The 17,494-nt window shown below is 45.2% G+C and carries 19 protein-coding genes; 16 read left to right on the top strand and 3 right to left on the bottom strand.

The window, feature by feature from the left end; translation table 11 throughout:
• The first annotated feature begins 39 nt into the window (after positions 1 to 39).
• The 5 genes from L5L97_RS07645 (at position 40) to L5L97_RS07625 (ending at position 4,903) form a co-directional block, all read left to right on the top strand.
• Entirely contained in the window at positions 40 to 1,323 is a 1,284-nt protein-coding gene (locus tag L5L97_RS07645; RefSeq protein WP_212601601.1) for a DEAD/DEAH box helicase, read from the top strand.
• 72 nt (positions 1,324 to 1,395) lie between these two features.
• A complete protein-coding gene (locus L5L97_RS07640) occupies positions 1,396 to 1,866 on the top strand; it encodes a dual specificity protein phosphatase family protein (RefSeq protein ID WP_028761083.1) in 471 nt (156 codons plus the stop codon).
• Between the two features lie 139 nt (positions 1,867 to 2,005).
• Entirely contained in the window at positions 2,006 to 2,905 is a 900-nt protein-coding gene (locus L5L97_RS07635) for a chemotaxis protein CheV (protein WP_028761082.1), read from the top strand.
• A 171-nt stretch (positions 2,906 to 3,076) separates the two neighbouring features.
• Complete coding sequence (gene sstT / locus L5L97_RS07630) at positions 3,077 to 4,303, top strand: serine/threonine transporter SstT (protein ID WP_212601602.1); 1,227 nt, start codon at positions 3,077 to 3,079, stop codon at positions 4,301 to 4,303.
• 75 nt (positions 4,304 to 4,378) lie between these two features.
• Positions 4,379 to 4,903: a CIA30 family protein gene (locus L5L97_RS07625; RefSeq protein WP_263181580.1), complete on the top strand. Its 525-nt coding sequence runs from the start codon at positions 4,379 to 4,381 to the stop codon at positions 4,901 to 4,903.
• Positions 4,904 to 5,091: 188 nt separating this feature from the next.
• Here the strand turns inward: L5L97_RS07625 and L5L97_RS07620 are convergent, their stop codons facing one another.
• On the bottom strand, positions 5,092 to 6,471 hold the full coding sequence (locus L5L97_RS07620; RefSeq protein ID WP_263181579.1) for a Gfo/Idh/MocA family oxidoreductase: 1,380 nt from the start codon (positions 6,469 to 6,471) through the stop codon (positions 5,092 to 5,094).
• A 591-nt stretch (positions 6,472 to 7,062) separates the two neighbouring features.
• On the opposite strand from L5L97_RS07620, the gene L5L97_RS07615 reads away from it, so the two are divergent.
• The 3 genes from L5L97_RS07615 (at position 7,063) to L5L97_RS07605 (ending at position 8,993) form a co-directional block, all read left to right on the top strand.
• Positions 7,063 to 7,557 carry a DUF4279 domain-containing protein gene (locus L5L97_RS07615; RefSeq protein ID WP_263181578.1) on the top strand — a complete coding sequence of 165 codons (495 nt, stop codon included), beginning with the start codon at positions 7,063 to 7,065 and terminating at the stop codon, positions 7,555 to 7,557.
• Positions 7,558 to 7,700: 143 nt separating this feature from the next.
• Positions 7,701 to 8,168: a DUF3617 domain-containing protein gene (locus tag L5L97_RS07610; protein WP_263181577.1), complete on the top strand. Its 468-nt coding sequence runs from the start codon at positions 7,701 to 7,703 to the stop codon at positions 8,166 to 8,168.
• 384 nt (positions 8,169 to 8,552) lie between these two features.
• A complete protein-coding gene (locus tag L5L97_RS07605) occupies positions 8,553 to 8,993 on the top strand; it encodes a hypothetical protein (protein ID WP_131523165.1) in 441 nt (146 codons plus the stop codon).
• Between the two features lie 98 nt (positions 8,994 to 9,091).
• On the opposite strand, the gene L5L97_RS07600 is transcribed toward L5L97_RS07605, so the two are convergent.
• Entirely contained in the window at positions 9,092 to 9,763 is a 672-nt protein-coding gene (locus L5L97_RS07600) for an RluA family pseudouridine synthase (protein WP_028761077.1), read from the bottom strand.
• A gap of 75 nt (positions 9,764 to 9,838) precedes the next feature.
• On the bottom strand, positions 9,839 to 10,462 hold the full coding sequence (locus L5L97_RS07595; RefSeq protein ID WP_263177475.1) for an acyl carrier protein phosphodiesterase: 624 nt from the start codon (positions 10,460 to 10,462) through the stop codon (positions 9,839 to 9,841).
• Positions 10,463 to 10,669: 207 nt separating this feature from the next.
• On the opposite strand from L5L97_RS07595, the gene L5L97_RS07590 reads away from it, so the two are divergent.
• The 8 genes from L5L97_RS07590 (at position 10,670) to L5L97_RS07555 (ending at position 17,494) form a co-directional block, all read left to right on the top strand.
• A complete protein-coding gene (locus tag L5L97_RS07590) occupies positions 10,670 to 10,879 on the top strand; it encodes a hypothetical protein (protein WP_105252070.1) in 210 nt (69 codons plus the stop codon).
• 62 nt (positions 10,880 to 10,941) lie between these two features.
• Positions 10,942 to 11,979: a tRNA preQ1(34) S-adenosylmethionine ribosyltransferase-isomerase QueA gene (gene queA / locus L5L97_RS07585; protein WP_168824289.1), complete on the top strand. Its 1,038-nt coding sequence runs from the start codon at positions 10,942 to 10,944 to the stop codon at positions 11,977 to 11,979.
• A 161-nt stretch (positions 11,980 to 12,140) separates the two neighbouring features.
• Complete coding sequence (gene tgt / locus L5L97_RS07580; protein ID WP_006082277.1) at positions 12,141 to 13,265, top strand: tRNA guanosine(34) transglycosylase Tgt; 1,125 nt, start codon at positions 12,141 to 12,143, stop codon at positions 13,263 to 13,265.
• A 27-nt stretch (positions 13,266 to 13,292) separates the two neighbouring features.
• Positions 13,293 to 13,625 carry a preprotein translocase subunit YajC gene (gene yajC / locus L5L97_RS07575; protein WP_007649452.1) on the top strand — a complete coding sequence of 111 codons (333 nt, stop codon included), beginning with the start codon at positions 13,293 to 13,295 and terminating at the stop codon, positions 13,623 to 13,625.
• Positions 13,626 to 13,642: 17 nt separating this feature from the next.
• Positions 13,643 to 15,493 (top strand): protein translocase subunit SecD, encoded by a 1,851-nt coding sequence (gene secD / locus L5L97_RS07570; protein ID WP_028761073.1) that lies wholly within the window; start codon positions 13,643 to 13,645, stop codon positions 15,491 to 15,493.
• 12 nt (positions 15,494 to 15,505) lie between these two features.
• Complete coding sequence (gene secF, locus L5L97_RS07565) at positions 15,506 to 16,453, top strand: protein translocase subunit SecF (protein WP_028761072.1); 948 nt, start codon at positions 15,506 to 15,508, stop codon at positions 16,451 to 16,453.
• 235 nt (positions 16,454 to 16,688) lie between these two features.
• On the top strand, positions 16,689 to 17,006 hold the full coding sequence (locus L5L97_RS07560) for a DUF2007 domain-containing protein (protein WP_028761071.1): 318 nt from the start codon (positions 16,689 to 16,691) through the stop codon (positions 17,004 to 17,006).
• A 128-nt stretch (positions 17,007 to 17,134) separates the two neighbouring features.
• Positions 17,135 to 17,494: a rhodanese-like domain-containing protein gene (locus L5L97_RS07555; RefSeq protein ID WP_131523169.1), complete on the top strand. Its 360-nt coding sequence runs from the start codon at positions 17,135 to 17,137 to the stop codon at positions 17,492 to 17,494.

The raw sequence follows: 17,494 nt of genomic DNA, 5'->3' as shown, positions 1-17,494 counted from the left end.
AGCCGCCTATTAAGATATTGGTGAGCAGTTAAACTTTCTATGACTCAGGCTTCTTCCTCTGCGGCAAGCTTTGCCCAACTCGGCATTATTGCACCCTTGCTAAATCGATTAACCGAATTAGCGTATGTTTCGCCTACATCAGTACAGGCGGCGACGATTCCCGCTGTGCTTGCGGGGCGCGATGTGTTAGCCGGTGCTAATACGGGCTCGGGTAAAACGGCAGCCTTTGCCGTGCCGCTGTTGCAACAACTTGTTGACGCAAAAACAGAGGATAAGACAGGCGCTTATGTTCGTTGTTTGGTCTTAGTCCCAACCCGTGAATTAGCACAACAAGTCGCTGACAGCTTTTTATCCTATGCCTCACATCTTAATGGCAAGCTAAAAATTGTCGCTGCGTTTGGCGGTGTGTCGGTGAATGCGCAAATGCAGAGTCTACGCTCTGGCGCCGACGTACTCGTAGCAACGCCGGGTCGTTTGTTAGATCTGTTGTCCAGTAATGCCATCAAACTCAATCGTGTCAGCGCCTTAGTGCTCGATGAAGCTGACCGCATGTTAAGCCTTGGTTTTACTGAAGAATTAGCTCAAGTGCTCGACGCTTTGCCCGTCAAGAAACAAACCTTATTATTCTCTGCGACATTCCCTGAAGAAGTCCGTGAGTTAACGGCAAAACTGCTTAATAATCCACTTGAATATCAATTGCAAAGTGAGCAAGAAAGCACGATTCATCAACGGGTGATTACAGTTAATCGTCCGATGAAAACCGCATTATTGGCGCATCTGATTAAAGAACATCAGTGGTCACAGGCGTTGATCTTCGTGAGTGCCAAAAATACCTGTAATCACTTAGCGCAAAAGCTGTCTAAACGTGGGATCACTGCCGAAGTATTCCATGGCGATAAAGCCCAAGGTGCGCGTATGCGGGTGCTCGATGGCTTTAAAAATGGCGAGATCAGTGTGTTAATTGCGACCGATATTGCCGCCCGTGGTATCGATATCGATAAACTGCCTGTGGTGATCAACTTTGATTTACCAAGGAGCCCTGCAGATTATATGCATCGTATTGGCCGTAGTGGCCGCGCCGGTGAAGCAGGCTTAGCCGTGACCTTGATTTCCCATGAGGATTATCACCACTTTGGCGTGATAGAGAAAAAGAACAAACTTAAGTTAGTGCGTGAGCAAATTGTCGGTTTTGAAGCCGATGATGAAATGCCAGCCGAACTGTTAGAACAAGCTAAACCTGTCGCCAAGCCTGAAGGTATGGGTAAAAAAAAACGTAAACAGTTACCGCCTGCCAATGCTGAATTTTGGGGTAAAAAATCTTAAGTCGTTGGAAACAAGCTATTCTTAGCTTATCTCTGGCGTTCCTTGTCATCTCACTTGTCGTAGGTAAGGTTTATGCAACACTTATTCTGGTTAGTTGAAGGTAAAGTCGCAGGGCGCAGTGGCCCTAATAAAGATCCTTGGGATTTACAAGCGCTCAAGGAGGCTGGTATTGGTGCCATTCTGTCGGTCAATGGGGGCGAAGGCTGCGAGCCGAGTGCGTTTAAGCAGCTTGATTTACGTTATGAATGTATTCCCTTTTCGCGCAATGTGCCGCCCCAAGATGGGGATGTGGCGATTTGTGTCGCTCAGTTGCCCAAGGCACTCGCCTTTATTCAGCAATGTGAAGCCGATGAGCTGCCTGTCGTGATCCATTGTCGCTCGGGCAAGGATCGCACCAGTCTCATCATGGCCTATTACTTGATGGTCAATGGTGCTGCGCCATTACATGCGGTGAGCCAAGTTCGTAATATTCGCGATATCGCTTTTACTGCCGAAGGTTGGGATCAATTTGCCTTTGATGTCTTGTATGCATTACAAGACTAAGCATTTGTCGGCGATTGGCGTCGAACCTATTAATAAATAGGTAATAATAGTTTCATTCGTTTGACCTTAGTCATCAAAATTTTACTGTGTTAAGGTTAAGCTATCCGAAGGTTGTTTTTAGTGAGTTATTTATCTAATTATGAAAAGTAAGGCAAGTCAGTCACAGGGATTACTACTGTTTCGGTTATCACAGACTCAAGTGTTTGCCTTAGGCACGTTGAAAGTGCGTGAGCTGGTGCCGTACACACAGCTAAGCAAAATTCCCCAATCTCATCCGACGATTCTTGGTGCTTCAACGATTCGTGGCCATACTATTCCTATCATAGATATGGCGGCTGCGATTGGTTATCGGCCGATAGCCCCTGAAGAGCGGGAAAAATGCTACATCATCATCACTGACTGTCAGCGGATGATCATTGGCTTTTTAGTGCGTGGTATCGATAAGATTATCGAATGTAATTGGCGCGATATTGAGGCACCTTCTGCCAATTTGGGCAAGAATGCTTACTTGACTGGCGTGACTCGTTTTGAGGACCAGTTAGTACAATTGCTCGATGTTGAGTTATTGCTGTCGAAAATTTTCCCGAATAACCCACAGGCAAATCGGGCAATCTTGACCGATGTGCAGCGTGAGAAACTCAAACCCATGAATATCCTGTTAGTGGATGATTCTAAGGTGGCACGTAAGCAGTTATCCGATGCCCTTGATATGATCAACATCCCTTATCGAGTGACCGCCGACGGTAAAGAAGCCTTAGTCATGATGGAACAAGCGGCACTAGAGCATCATCCCATAGATATTCTGGTGAGTGATATCGAGATGCCGGGACTAGATGGTTACGAACTGGCATTTGAGGTGCGTGATAATCCACTGACTGCCAAGGCCTACATCATTTTACACACGTCTTTATCCAGCGAAATAAGCGTGAGTCAGGCCCACCAAGTGGGGGCAAATGAAGCGCTGACTAAGTTCGATGCCCACGAGTTGATTGATGCCATGTTGCGTGGTGCCGATTTAGCCATGAAGCAGCGCCAATAAGGCGCTTGTTAGTTTTTTGTATGCTTTTTGCGGGACAAGGGTAATTTAGTTAGCTTATTTCCCCGCAAAACTAGACAAGTCTAGTCACATCCTATAAAAACCTTATTGGCCTCATTTCCGAAGGTGCGCGTTGGGGATCTCAACCGAAATATAATAACGACAGGTTAAACCATGAAACAAGAATCATCATTATTAGCTAAGTTGGCTAATGGCAGTCTCGTATTACAAATCTTATTAGGGATTATCGCTGGTGTGGTGTTAGCGAGTTTTTCACCCGATAGCGCAAAAGATATCGCCTTCTTAGGCAGTTTATTCGTTGGAGCATTAAAAGCGATTGCTCCAATACTGGTATTTATCTTAGTAGCATCGTCGATTGCCAATCAAAAGAAAAATACGCAAACCAATATGCGCCCAATTGTGATCCTGTATTTATTGGGTACCTTTGCCGCGGCGTTAACTGCTGTGATTTTAAGCTCTATTTTCCCCACGACTTTAGTTTTGGTTGCTGGTGTGGAAGGTACAACTCCTCCACAAGGTATTGGTGAAGTGATCAATACCTTATTATTTAAATTGGTTGATAATCCAGTGAATGCGTTAATGACGGGCAACTATATTGGTATTCTTGCTTGGGGTGTGGGTTTAGGTTTAGCCTTACATCATGCTAGCGATTCGACTAAGCAAGTATTTGCCGACATGAGCCACGGCATTTCGCAAATGGTGCATTTCATTATTCGTTTAGCACCTATTGGTATCTTTGGTTTAGTTGCTGCGACGTTTGCTGAAACCGGTTTTGCCGCAATTGCGGGTTATGCGCAGTTATTGGCAGTGTTATTAGGTGCGATGGCCATTATTGCCTTAATCGTTAATCCTTTAATTGTTTACGTGAAGATTAAACGCAATCCCTATCCGTTGGTATTTCGTTGTTTGCGTGAAAGTGGCGTGACGGCATTTTTTACCCGCTCGAGTGCGGCGAATATTCCGGTGAATATGGCGCTGTGTGAAAAATTAAATCTGCATGAAGACACTTATTCAGTCTCTATTCCCTTAGGTGCCACCATCAATATGGGCGGCGCGGCGATCACTATTACGGTATTGACCTTAGCTGCGGCGCATACCTTAGGCATTCAAGTCGATTTACTCACCGCATTGTTATTGAGCGTTGTAGCCGCTATTTCGGCTTGCGGCGCCTCGGGTGTAGCGGGTGGTTCATTACTGTTGATCCCACTGGCTTGTAGCTTGTTTGGTATTTCTAATGATGTCGCCATGCAAGTAGTCGCTGTCGGCTTTATTATTGGTGTGGTTCAAGATGCTGCCGAAACCGCATTGAACAGCTCTACTGACGTTATCTTTACCGCTGCTGCTTGTGAAGCCGCTGAGAATAAAGCTAAACTGAGTTAACGAGTGCTGTTATTTGTATTGAAAAGTATTATGGAAGCAGTCACTTAGGTGGCTGCTTTTTTTATGGGAGTCGTTATGATCTTTTTTGATTTTAAAGTGCTAGATGCCGCAAAGCCTTGGTATGGAATAAATGACACTGTGATGGGCGGTTTGTCCCGCAGTAAGATGACGGTGTCACCTTTAGGCTATGGTGAGTTTAGTGGCCATGTGTCGCTGGCAAATGGCGGCGGGTTTGCTTCAGTGCGTTGTGAGTTTAGCCCTATAGATGTCAGTGGATTTACTGGGATCTATGTCGAACTCGATGGCGACCGACCTAAAGATTATAAAGTGAATCTAAAGGATGTCGACACACCCCAAAGCACGGTTTATCAAGCGCCTATGCCCGCGCCAAGCCATCAAACGTTTGGTGTGAGTGGCGCTAGAGTTTTGAATTGGCAGCGGATAGAAATTCCCTTTAGTGACTTCTTGCCCCAATGTCGGGGTAAACCGATTTCCCGAGTGGCAATAGATTTAAGCCAAGTCAGTAGTCTAGGGCTAGTTATTGGTGCCCAGCAGAGTGGTGATTTTTCTTTGAAAATCAAAGAAATTGGCTACTATTAGTGTTTATAGGTGGTTTCTTATCATGAGTTTGTTGCCCCTAATTGCTTGTTCCTTATTGCTATTGATGGTGTGGGTATCTCTAAGCTTCATTTAAGAAAAGAAAAGAAAAGAAAAGAAAAAGGATAAGGCAGAGGCACTTATCCTTATGGTGAACCGATCAAAATGATGAGTTTAGCGAAAGCCGCTGCTTAAGCGCCGACAATCCCTAAGGGTTTGGCCGTTTGCCATGCGCCGCGGGTAAAATCTGGGAAGGTGACTGAATTACTGCGGTCATTGAGTGAATGTTCACTTAAGATATTCACCACCGACCAAGACGCGCCATCGTACACATCCTGATCTAAGGCCTCGCCATTGCGCAGGCAATAAATCATGCGCCATAACATCACAAAATCCATGCCGCCGTGGCCGCCGTTAATCTCAGCCTCTTTGCCTATGCGTTGCCACAGAGGGTGATCATATTTGTCATACCACTTTTGCATGTCCATATCCCACTCGTGGTAACTTTGACCAAAGCCACCATTTTCGACGGCGATACGATTCGGGAAACCCGCAAACACGCCATTTGTCCCTTGGATTAAATTGTGGCGACTGTAAGGTCTTGGGCTCGTCGTGTCATGCTGCACCATGATGGTCCGGCCCTTAACGGTCTTAATCAGACTGGTATTGATATCCCCATTGATGTACTTGAGCTGATTACGCTCATGATCGGCGGGGAATTCACGTTTAGCATAGAGCGCACGGCCAAGAGCGGGCGAACTCATCGAGGTTAGATAATCAAATCTATCACCGCGGTTGATGTTCATATACTGGGAAACTGGCCCTAAACCGTGGGTCGGGTACAAGTTACCGTTGCGCTTGGTATGCCAATAAGTCCGCCATGAGCCCGTCTTATGGTCTATTTCCCTCATCTGCCAACGTAGCTCGTGGATATAAGCGGCTTCACCGTGGAGCAACTCACCAAACACACCTTGGCGTACCATGTTGAGAACCATAAGTTCTTCACGGCCGTAGTTAACGTTTTCCATCATCATGCAGTTTTTCTGAGTGCGTTCGGCGGTATCCACAATTTGCCAGCATTCCTCTACTGTGAGTGCTAACGGTACTTCGACAAAGGCATGTTTACCGCTTTCCATCGTCTCTATCGCCATAGGTGCGTGCCATTCCCATGGAGTAGAAATTATCACAATATCAATATCATCGCGGCTTAAGAGATCGTGATAGCTCAGGTCATTACCAGTATAGACAGCCGGTTTTGGCCGATTCTGTTTAACGATATGATCCACGGCTCTGTCCAGCACCGCTGGGTGAGTATCACAAATAGCTTTAAGTTCAACGCCTTCTAAATGACAGAATTGCTCGACATGGCTAAAGCCACGCTCGCCAACACCGATAAAGCCAACTCGAACCACGTCCATTTTGGGTACTATGAGTCCGATAACGGATTTACCCGCTTGCGGTTTAGGGGCGACACTACTGGCGTTGGCGTTGAGGGCAATATTTGCTGTGACGAGTCCGGCGGTAGCGGCACCCGCTGCCTTAAGAAAGTGACGACGATGAATGTTATGCATAGTGCTTCCTGCTTTATTTTTGTTTTGTAGGGATATTGAAATATCACTTGGTCTTATTTGTGCGGTAATTCACTTATGGGTTATATCAGAAACCCTATTAAAATTGGCAATAAAAGATGTAACAAGCTCCTATAAGTCCATTTGATATATGAAATGCGCACGTTATGGGGTTATGTAAAAATTTTAAAAAAAACAATTTCTTGAGTTATTTTTGTTGCGAGTTCATCAATATGATCAAACCAAACTAAAAAACGAAAGTGGGCAATATATGGAGCATATTCATACCAAAGGATTGAGTTCTAGATTTGTAGAAATAACGCTACACCCCCTTGTGCTTAACTCTTCAACAAGAGTCGTAGAAACTGGAAGAGATACAATTGTATCTAAATTGCTTGTTTGTGAGTGCTTTCTGTCAATACACGTGCGTGTTATTTCAAACATCTAAATCTAAAAATATTTAAAATTAAACACTTACAGGTTACCGTTTTAGGATAATTGGTCTGGAAAACGCGCATGCGTGTCTTTCTGATGGATTTTTGTATATGAAAAGCGGTAGAAAGCTGATAACTTCTAGTTAATACAGATAGTTAAGTGTGTGCGTTTTTATTTTTCTATGGACGCCAACGCTACGCTGCATTGGCGCTTTTTAGCTCAGCATTAGGGCCTTTTATGGGTGCATTTGAATATTCACAAGCCACTCTTCGGATCTTCGGGGATGATTTGATACCTGAAGACGTATCAAATTTACTTGGTGGTACAGCAACTAAAAGTAAAAAGAAAGGTGATGAAGATGTCAGCAAAACCAGTGGAAAAGTGCGGATTGCCAAAACGGGTAGCTGGCATTTTCAGGCTAAAAAGAGAGAGCCAGAAGACCTAAACGCGCAGATTGAAGCAATTTTATCCCAGCTAACAAGTGACTTAGCGATATGGGAAAAACTTTACCAAAGCTACAAAGTTGACATGTTCTGCGGCTTGTTTATGGGCAACTGGAATGATGGTTTGAGCTTGTCACCTGAAATCATGCTGGCACTTGGTCAACGTAGAATTGTTTTAAGTTTAGATGTTTATAGTGGGTCGGACGATTAAGATGGTTGTCGCCCCTAAAAACAAATGTTAAAGCCAGCAAAATTGCTGGCTGCGACCTCAACCCGCAGCACGACTTTGCGTGCTAAATTTGGGCGCTAGGCACTAAAACCTTACTTGTTTTTCATTAATTAAAGGAATAATAAATGACCCACCTAATTACTAAAGTGATGTTAACTGGACTCATAGTGGCATCAACTCATCTTCACGCTGAAAACTATGACTTCAAACCGGGTTTATGGGAAACCACTTGGAAATCCGAAATAGTAGAAATAGACGCACCTCCTGAAATGGAGAAAATGATGCGGAGCATGGCCAAAAGGCATGATTACACGGAAACTGAATGCATAAATGACATCGCCTCTGCACTTGATTTAGAGCCTGAAGAAAATGAAGGCGAAGAATGCCAAACCAACAGCAATTGGATCAGTGCTAACAAGATGGTGTTTGAAACATCATGCACTAGCCCTGATGGTGCATCTAAAGCAGTGGGTGAAATGCGTTTCAATGGGAAAACGTTCACTTCTAAGCTTGAAGTGACAACCTCTGAAGAGTCAATGAAAATCAAGTCGAAACTCGTTGGCAATGGAAAATATATTGGCGCTTGTGACTAAGTGCCATACAAACTCTTCAACTTGACGCATAACGGTTAGCAAGGATGTTATGAGGGCAGTTAGTAATATAGAGGGGATTTATTGGACTTTTGCTGACATTGCCAGTTGGTCTGTTTGGCTGCCGTTCTCATTTTATCGACGTCTATACAGCGCGGTGTTTTTATTCAGCTCGCTAGATAAGTCTTTTAGCTGCCTTTACTTTAGCGATAAGTAAATAGTGATAAAGATCGCGTTTTTATTTTTAGATTGAGCTACACTGCCGATTAATTAGTCAAAGGTATTTATCTTTTATATTTTAAACATTTAGCAAATTTAAATTAACCAAAAAATTACATTTGACGGGCGATTTGAAGTAATTTGCTGCTGTGGGGAGTAAAGAGTTAAATGGGTTCTATGCTTAATGTACTACCACAACTGACATTCACTTTAGGTGATTGGGTATTGCATAAGGATATCAGGATGTCTGGGATTGAAAAACGCCGTCGCCTTCATTGGCGGGAGACAGATATGCAAAATCGTGAAATTATAGGTCGTTGGTTAGATGGGCGTCCTTTATTGGGTGACAAAATTACCCTCTATAAAGAAGACGATAAATATTTTTTAGAAACTTGGTTTAGCGATGGCTGCCATAGTTTAGATGAAGTCTATATGACGCAAACTCCTGAGGGCCATAAGCTGGAAGATGTTGGCGGCAATTTCTTTGGTGAATTTTTTATCGTGACATCGTCGCAGCAATTACAATTTTGTAATGAGCAGGGCTGTTATTTCCAAGCAGAAAAATTAGCGGCTGATGTCGATTTTGGTCAAGGTATACGCGTCGCTTAAACGACGACAGTCGAATCTGTAAATAACTAAGGTCGCACGATAGCTAAGAGCTAAGTCGCGACCTTTTGCTTTTATGGAATTGTAGCGAGTGGCTTAAGTTATTCAGTAAATGGATGTTTACTGCTAAAAAACAGCGGTTTACCCGAATAGGGATGGGTCAAACTTAAGCTTTGTGCATGTAAACATAAACGCGGTTTGGCCTTGATAACCTCGGCATCACCATAAAACTCATCACCCAAAATCGCATGGCCTAGGGCAAGCATATGCACACGCAATTGATGGGTGCGGCCTGTTTCTGGCGAAAGCTCGACTAAGGTGCTGTTTTCTCGGCGCTCTAATACACGGTAGTGAGTGAGGGCGCTTTTGCCGCCAGTCTCTCCCGCCTGTAGCGTTTTTTGATAGGGCGGATGTTCAGTGTCTGGCACTATCGCGAGGTCAATAATCCCCTGATCTTGCAGCACATGTCCCATCACTTCGGCAATATAGACTTTCTTACTCTGTCTATCTTGAAACTGTGTTTTTAAATGCGACTCCGCTTTTTTATTACGGGCGAACACCATAATGCCCGAGGTCGCGCAGTCGAGCCTATGCACTAAAATCGTTTCTGGATAAAGGGCTTGTAAGCGGGTTAACGCGCAATCGAAGGTGTGAGCCGCTCGACCCGGATTAGATAATAATCCCGAAGGTTTATTGATTATAATCAGATCTCTATCTTTATAGCGTATGTCTAGCCAAGGAACTGCTGGGGGCTGGTAATCAAATATCTGCATCTTGTCCTCATTTTTGCGCGGCCATACTAGCAAAATTTACGCAGGCACACAGCATAATCTCATGCTTGCTTATTCTTAGAGGGGTGAGGGCAAATATTCTGTAGGTGTCTTACGGCTCCAAATACGGGTATAAGCCATCAGCTGCGGATAAAAAGTGCGGAACGCGGTTTCGATTTCTATCTGCATTTTATTGACGACTTTATGGGCATCTTTAAACAGTGCGGCTTGCGGATGCTGTTTGGCCACCTGTGCTAAGGCTTGTTGTAATCCTTTTTCGGTGGTGTAGCTGCCTAGCCAATCGGCGCTGCGCATTGTGGGCAAGAGTGTACATAATGCCTCTGGATGGTATGGATCAACGCCTTGCGTGGCGAAAGCATCTAACGCGTCATAGGCCTTGCTGCTGAATTCATCCAAGGGTTGGTGGTGATATTCTTCCCAATAGTAAGCTAAATAGTGATCGAAACTCACCGCCATGAGTTCTGCTGCTATGCTTCTTAAGGGCGCAGGGAAAGCTTCCATTAATTCAATCGTCAATTCATGGCTGGCGCAGAGGGTATTAATCTCTTGGTTTAGCCATAAAGCTTGGCGTAACTCCATTGGGGCTTGCGCAATTGGCGCTTGAATATAGTTACCTGCTACGTTGGCAGCAAGGTGGGTTTTACTGATGTCGGCGAGATGTAAGTGTGTAAGAAAGTTCATTATTTGTGCTTGGTTAACCACGTCGGTTCACGGTATCATGCACAAGCGCGCTTAGGAAAGCGCCGAAGCTAAAAATGCAGTATTTTTTCACTTTTTATTGATAATAACATTTGATTCGCCGTGAATAATTATGGCTGACTTCAACGTTGACATAGTAATCGATAAGGGAAAGTGAAATAAAATCAATAACCTTTTTTAGGATCATGGATGATGTGGAACTGGTTCACCAAAATGCTTGGTAAAGACGAGCAGCAGAAGCGCAAAAAAGTGCTAATAGAAATCCCCTTTGAACAACACCGTTTCAGCATGGATGACTTTAGTCGCTCGCGGCTAAAATTCGATGCCGATGATAATCAGCCCCAAGATGGCATCAATCCAGTGGAACCCGAGCAAGAAGTGGACACTGGCAATAAGTAATCTTGATCTTATTGGCCTCTAACCATAGACTAGCCGCCGTTCTAAGCTATCTAGAGGCCAATATGCGCGTTGCAGACTTTTCTTTCGATCTCCCCGATGAGCTGATCGCTCGTTATCCTATGGCGCAGCGTAATGCATCCCGTCTGTTAACCTTAGACGGCAACTCTGGCGCGTTAGGCGACAAACAGTTTACCGATTTGCTGGGGATGATTAATCCCGGTGATTTAATGGTGTTCAACAATACCCGAGTGATCCCCGCGCGCATGTTTGGTCAAAAGGCCAGTGGTGGCAAGTTAGAAATTTTAGTTGAGCGTATGCTCGATGATAAGTGCATCCTCGCCCATGTTCGCAGCTCTAAATCCCCGAAAGTGGATTCGTTAATCCATCTCGACGGTGGCTATCAAATGAAGATGGTCGCCCGCCACGATACCTTGTTTGAACTTGAGTTGTTATCAGAGTTAACCATCTTAGAAGTGCTTGAAGCAGTAGGGCACATGCCTTTGCCTCCTTATATCGATAGACCCGATGAAGATGCCGACAAAGAGCGCTATCAAACTGTGTATAACCAAAACCCTGGTGCAGTTGCCGCGCCAACGGCGGGTTTGCATTTTGACGATGCCATGCTCGATGCATTAAAAGCCAAGGGCGTGAATGTCGCGTTTGTGACCTTGCATGTGGGCGCGGGAACATTTCAGCCAGTGCGTGTCGATACTATTCTTGAACACAAGATGCATTCCGAGTGGGCGAATGTGCCGCAGGATGTGGTTGATTTAATCGCGCAAACCAAAGCTGCGGGTAAACGTGTGGTGGCCGTAGGGACGACGTCAGTGCGCTCTTTAGAAAGTGCGGCACGCGCAAGCCTTGGCGAGCTCAAAGCTTTTAGCGGCGATACCGATATCTTTATTTACCCAGGTTATGAATTCCAAGTGGTCGATGCTATGGTGACAAATTTTCATCTACCTGAATCAACTTTGATCATGTTAGTTAGTGCTTTTGCTGGTTTTGATCATGTTATGGCGGCGTATCAACATGCTATCACGCAAAAATATCGCTTCTTTAGCTATGGCGATGCGATGTTTGTGACGAAAAAAGCCCACTAGACCAAGATTTTGTTTTAAAATAGCCGCCCAAAGTGAGATGGTGCGGCAATTTTTTTCGTTAAAAGATTGAACCTTTTAACGCTGTCCCCATCTCTATTGTTAATCAAAATGGCATTAGCCATTAAAAATGTAGTCAGACTGTTTATCTGGCGAGGTGAATTATGAAATTTGAATTAGACACTACCGACGGGCGTGCGCGCCGTGGTCGGTTAATTTTTGATCGTGGCACAGTAGAAACCCCCGCTTTTATGCCGGTAGGAACCTACGGCACAGTGAAAGGCATGACACCAGAAGAAGTACGTGCCACTGGCGCGGATATTTTGCTCGGTAACACTTTCCATTTATGGTTGCGCCCAGGCGAAGAGATCATGCGTAAGCACGGTGACTTGCATGACTTTATGAACTGGCAGCGTCCTATTTTAACGGACTCGGGCGGTTTCCAAGTGTTTAGTCTTGGCGATATACGTAAGATCACCGAAGAAGGTGTGCATTTCCGTTCGCCCATTAATGGTGAAAAAATCTTCTTAGATCCTGAAAAATCAATGCAAATTCAAGATGCATTGGGCAGTGATGTGGTGATGATTTTTGACGAATGTACGCCATATCCCGCAACTGAAGATGAAGCGCGCAAGTCAATGCAGATGTCTTTGCGTTGGGCGAGACGTTCGCGTGATGAATTTGACCGTTTAGAGAACCCTAACTCACTCTTCGGTATTATTCAGGGCGGTGTGTATGAAGATTTACGCGACGAAAGCTTAAAAGGCTTAGTCGATATTGGTTTCGACGGTTATGCCGTCGGTGGTTTGGCCGTCGGTGAGCCTAAAGCAGATATGCATCGCATTCTTGAGCATATTTGCCCGCAAATTCCTGCAGACAAACCTCGCTATCTGATGGGGGTCGGTAAACCAGAAGATTTAGTTGAAGGTGTACGTCGTGGTGTTGACATGTTTGACTGTGTGATGCCAACCCGTAATGCCCGCAACGGTCATCTGTTTACGAGTGAAGGTGTGATCAAAATACGCAATGCGCGTCATAGAGATGACACGTCACCACTTGATACTAAGTGTGATTGTTATACCTGTAAAAATTATTCACGGGCGTATCTTTACCACTTAGATCGTTGTAATGAGATTCTGGGTGCGCGTTTAAACACCATTCACAACTTGAGATACTATCAAATGTTAATGGAAGGTTTGCGCGGTGCGATTGAGACGGGTACATTAGACGCCTTTGTGGCGGACTTCTATACCAGTCAAGGTCGCGAAGTACCAGAGTTAGTCGATTGATTTTTTGCTAATAAGAAGAGAAAAACTATGTTTATTTCAAATGCATATGCAAGCGCTGCTGGCGCACCACAAGGTGGCGGCACGATGGAACTGATTTTCATGCTGGCGATTTTCGGCCTGATTTTCTATTTCATGATTTTCCGTCCGCAATCAAAACGCGTTAAAGAGCACAAAAATCTGATGTCTTCATTAGGCAAAGGCGATGAAGTGTTAACCAGTGGTGGGATTTTAGGCAAGATTGCAAAAATCAGCGACGAAAGCGATTACGTGTTACTGAGCTTGAACGACACAACACAAATCACGATCAAAAAAGACTATATTGCAGCTGTATTGCCTAAGGGCTCTATCCAGTCGTTGTAAGCCAAGAGGGCTCAGGCGTGTTAAATAAATACCCAATGTGGAAAAACATTATGGTGATGCTCGTCATCGCCATAGGTTGTTTCTATGCCGTACCTAACCTTTTTGGTGAAGATCACGCGGTGCAAGTGGTGGCGACTCGAGGTGCTGAAGTAACAGCATCTACCCAAGCCAGTGTGAACGAGCTGTTAGCCAGTAAGAGCATTGCGGTAAAGCGCTCTGAGCTTGAAAAAGGTCAGTTGTTGGTCCGTTTGCAAAATGCGGATCAACAGCTACTGGCTAAAGAACTGATTGCTGACAGCTTAGGTGATAAGTTTACTGTGGCACTTAACTTAGCGCCTGCGACGCCTAAGTGGCTCGAGTCCATGGGCGGTAGCCCAATGAAGCTTGGTCTTGACCTTCGCGGTGGTGTGCATTTCCTCATGGAAGTGGACATGGGCGAAGCGATTCGTAAGATGGAAGAAGCTAAAGTCGCTGATTTCCGTTCACAATTACGTGAAGAAACCATTCGTTATGCTGGTATTCGTGTTAATGCCACTGGAATTGAAATCAAGTTCCGTGATGCTGAAAACTTAGCGACTGCCGAGCGTTTTCTTAAGACTCGCAATCAAGATATGGTGTTCACCGATGCTAGCCGTGGCGAAGATTTCGCGCTGCAAGCTGTGATGAGTGAAGCTTATCTAAAGCAGATTAAAGAAGAAGCACTGCAACAAAACATTACTACCATTCGTAACCGTGTTAACGAGTTAGGTGTGGCTGAGCCTGTAGTACAACGTCAAGGCGCCGAGCGCATTATCGTTGAGCTGCCAGGTGTGCAAGATACGGCTCGTGCTAAGGAAATCTTAGGTGCAACCGCATCAATTGAATTCCACATGGTGGATGACAAAGCCGATCCGAATGCTGCGCAATCAGGCCGTGTACCTGCGGGTTCTGAAGTGTATCAGCGCCGCGAAGGTGGCACTGTGATATTGAAGAAAGAAGTGATGTTGACGGGTGATCATATCACTGGCGCACAACCTAGCTTTGACCAGTACAGTCGTCCTCAGGTCAGTATCAACCTCGACGCTAAAGGCGGTACCATTTTCTCTGACGTGACCAAAGACAACATAGGCAAGCCTATGGCGACTTTGTTCATCGAGTATAAAGACAGTGGTGAACGCAATGCCGATGGCAGCGTTAAGATGCTGAAAATTGAAGAAGTAATTTCGGTTGCTACTATTCAAGCACGTTTAGGCCGTAACTTTGTGATCACTGGCTTAAGTCATGGTGAAGCACAAAACCTTGCGCTATTACTGCGTGCGGGTGCCTTGATTGCTCCTGTATCAATTGTTGAAGAACGTACCATTGGTCCAAGCTTAGGTGCTGAAAACATTCAAAGCGGTGTGCAAGCTATGGTATGGGGTATGGCAGTTGTCTTACTCTTTATGTTGGTTTACTACCGTAGCTTTGGGCTTATTGCTAACCTGGCTTTAACCGCAAACTTAGTCATGGTCGTGGGCGTTATGTCTATGATCCCTGGCGCTGTGTTAACCCTACCCGGTATTGCCGGTATGGTGTTGACGGTCGGTATGGCGGTTGACGGCAACGTGCTGATTTATGAGCGTATTCGTGAAGAGCTTCGTGCAGGACGTAGCGTACAGCAGGCAATCCATGAAGGTTATGGTAATGCTTTCTCAACTATCGCCGATGCGAACATCACCACCTTCATCACTGCGCTCATTTTGTTTGCCGTAGGTACTGGTGCGATTAAAGGCTTCGCTGTGACCTTAATGATAGGTATTGCGACTTCTATGTTTACCGCCATCGTGGGTACTCGCTCAATCGTTAACGCGATTTGGGGTGGTAAGCGCGTGAAGACTCTGTCTATCTAAGGGGAAGTGACAATGATTGAAGTTTTATCCTTAAAACATACAGTAAACTTCCTCCGCCATGCACTGCCTATTAGCATTATGTCGGCAGTGTTAGTGCTGGGCTCGCTGGTATCGCTCGCAACTAATGGCGTTAACTGGGGTCTTGATTTCACTGGCGGTACTGTTGTTGAAATGGAGTTTACTCAGCCGGTTGATTTGAATGCGCTGCGTGTGCAACTGACGACGCCAGATTCCGAAGGTGCGATCGTGCAAAACTTCGGTTCTAGCCGTGACGTACTTGTACGTTTACAGGTGAAAGAAGGCGTTAAGAGTGATGTGCAGGTTAAGTCTATCATGGAAGCCGCGCAGAAAGTTGACCCACAAGTGCAGCAGAAGCGTGTTGAGTTTGTTGGCCCACAAGTGGGTAAAGAACTGGCAGAGCAAGGTGCATTGGCGGTATTAGTTGCGCTGATTTGTATCATGATCTATGTGTCGTTTCGTTTCGAATGGCGCTTAGCGTTTGGTTCTGTAGCGGCACTGGCGCACGATGTCATCGTGACCTTAGGGGTGTTTTCGTTATTTCAATTGGAATTTGACTTGACCGTATTGGCGGGCTTGTTGACTGTGGTGGGTTACTCACTTAACGATACTATCGTGGTATTTGACCGTATCCGTGAGAACTTCCTTAAGCTGCGTAAGAGCGATCCTGAAGAAATAGTTAACATTTCAATCAGTCAAACTATGAGCCGTACCATTATTACAACGGGCACGACTTTGGTGACTGTTGTGGCCTTGTTCCTTAAGGGCGGCACTATGATCCATGGCTTTGCGACTGCATTGCTGTTGGGGATTTTTGTGGGTACTTATTCCTCTATCTATGTGGCGAGCTTCTTGGCCGTTAAACTGGGTATCAATCGTGAACACATGATGCCAGTTGAGATTGAGAAAGAAGGCGCAGATCAACCTCCTATGATGCCTTAAAGGTTAATTTGGAGTTAAAAAGCCACCGACGAGGTGGCTTTTTTTGCATCAATTTTTTGAGGCGTATCTGACATTCTGCTAGCAAACTCACAAAGTTATAGTCAGTTATGCTGTAAAAAGTGAATGTTAATTTATTTAACAACTGATGTAAAAATCAGCGCTCGACAGCCTCGGCTATTTAGCAGTAGGATGTCGGCAACCCATATTCTAGAGAGTTGTAGCCGTAGGATGTCGCATGGAAGAACGTAAAGTGTTAGTTGCTGGTGGTAATTTATTGCAGGCCCACACATGGAAAGGTTTATTGGAGGCCTGTGGCATTCATGTTGAACTCAGAGGTGAAGCGTTATTAGGCGGCATTGGTGAACTCCCTACTGGGATGCAAAACGTCGAGTTATGGGTAGGTGAGTCCCAATACGCGTCGGCACAAGTTCAATTGAATGCGTTGGATGTTGAAAGTCCGCAATGGCAGTGTGTGCAATGCCATGAGACTAATGAAGGCAGTTTTGAGCTTTGCTGGCAATGTAGCTCAGAGCGCAGCGAGAGCCACAACTAGTCTTTCACTGGCAACTTTCTCAGCTTTGCGGTGAGGCTGAAAGATTGCGTCTGCAGGATGAGAAGATTACACTTTGCTGATAAGCTGACATTCATTATGTCATTCAATATCTTATCTAGGAGTTAGTGATGCAGCATCCCAATGCATTTTCCGCCCTTGTTGACGCTATTCTGCCTAATATCACCGAAGTGACAATCGAAGCTTATCAGGCCGATGACCGCTGGCACCTTGTTGATGTGCGTGAGGATCGTGAGTGGCTGCAAGATCATTTACCCCAAGCGAAACATTTAAGCCGGGGTATTTTAGAGCGTGATATCGAAGCGCGTTTCCCCGATAAAAATACACCCATATTACTCTACTGCGCGGGTGGTGCGCGCTCCGCCTTGGCTGCCCATAATCTGCAACTTATGGGTTACACCCACGTTGCATCTATGATTGGTGGCTATAAGGGCTGGGTACAGCGTCAACTGCCAGTCGTGCAGGACTAA

Origin of the sequence: Shewanella sp. SM71 (genome assembly GCF_025653905.1) — a bacterium.
GTDB lineage: Bacteria > Pseudomonadota > Gammaproteobacteria > Enterobacterales > Shewanellaceae > Shewanella > Shewanella oncorhynchi.
This window is presented reverse-complemented; position numbering and strand designations above follow the sequence as displayed.

Bases quoted from the DNA above. Each gene is read 5' to 3' on its own strand.
- L5L97_RS07645 (WP_212601601.1), top strand. From the start codon at position 40: ATGACTCAGGCTTCTTCCTCTGCGGCAAGCTTTGCCCAACTCGGCATT.
- L5L97_RS07640 (WP_028761083.1), top strand. From the start codon at position 1,396: ATGCAACACTTATTCTGGTTAGTTGAAGGTAAAGTCGCAGGGCGCAGT.
- L5L97_RS07635 (WP_028761082.1), top strand. From the start codon at position 2,006: ATGAAAAGTAAGGCAAGTCAGTCACAGGGATTACTACTGTTTCGGTTA.
- sstT (WP_212601602.1), top strand. From the start codon at position 3,077: ATGAAACAAGAATCATCATTATTAGCTAAGTTGGCTAATGGCAGTCTC.
- L5L97_RS07625 (WP_263181580.1), top strand. From the start codon at position 4,379: ATGATCTTTTTTGATTTTAAAGTGCTAGATGCCGCAAAGCCTTGGTAT.
- L5L97_RS07620 (WP_263181579.1), bottom strand. From the start codon at position 6,471: ATGCATAACATTCATCGTCGTCACTTTCTTAAGGCAGCGGGTGCCGCT.
- L5L97_RS07610 (WP_263181577.1), top strand. From the start codon at position 7,701: ATGACCCACCTAATTACTAAAGTGATGTTAACTGGACTCATAGTGGCA.
- L5L97_RS07605 (WP_131523165.1), top strand. From the start codon at position 8,553: ATGGGTTCTATGCTTAATGTACTACCACAACTGACATTCACTTTAGGT.
- L5L97_RS07600 (WP_028761077.1), bottom strand. From the start codon at position 9,763: ATGCAGATATTTGATTACCAGCCCCCAGCAGTTCCTTGGCTAGACATA.
- L5L97_RS07595 (WP_263177475.1), bottom strand. From the start codon at position 10,462: ATGAACTTTCTTACACACTTACATCTCGCCGACATCAGTAAAACCCAC.
- L5L97_RS07590 (WP_105252070.1), top strand. From the start codon at position 10,670: ATGATGTGGAACTGGTTCACCAAAATGCTTGGTAAAGACGAGCAGCAG.
- queA (WP_168824289.1), top strand. From the start codon at position 10,942: ATGCGCGTTGCAGACTTTTCTTTCGATCTCCCCGATGAGCTGATCGCT.
- tgt (WP_006082277.1), top strand. From the start codon at position 12,141: ATGAAATTTGAATTAGACACTACCGACGGGCGTGCGCGCCGTGGTCGG.
- yajC (WP_007649452.1), top strand. From the start codon at position 13,293: ATGTTTATTTCAAATGCATATGCAAGCGCTGCTGGCGCACCACAAGGT.
- secF (WP_028761072.1), top strand. From the start codon at position 15,506: ATGATTGAAGTTTTATCCTTAAAACATACAGTAAACTTCCTCCGCCAT.
- L5L97_RS07560 (WP_028761071.1), top strand. From the start codon at position 16,689: ATGGAAGAACGTAAAGTGTTAGTTGCTGGTGGTAATTTATTGCAGGCC.
- L5L97_RS07555 (WP_131523169.1), top strand. From the start codon at position 17,135: ATGCAGCATCCCAATGCATTTTCCGCCCTTGTTGACGCTATTCTGCCT.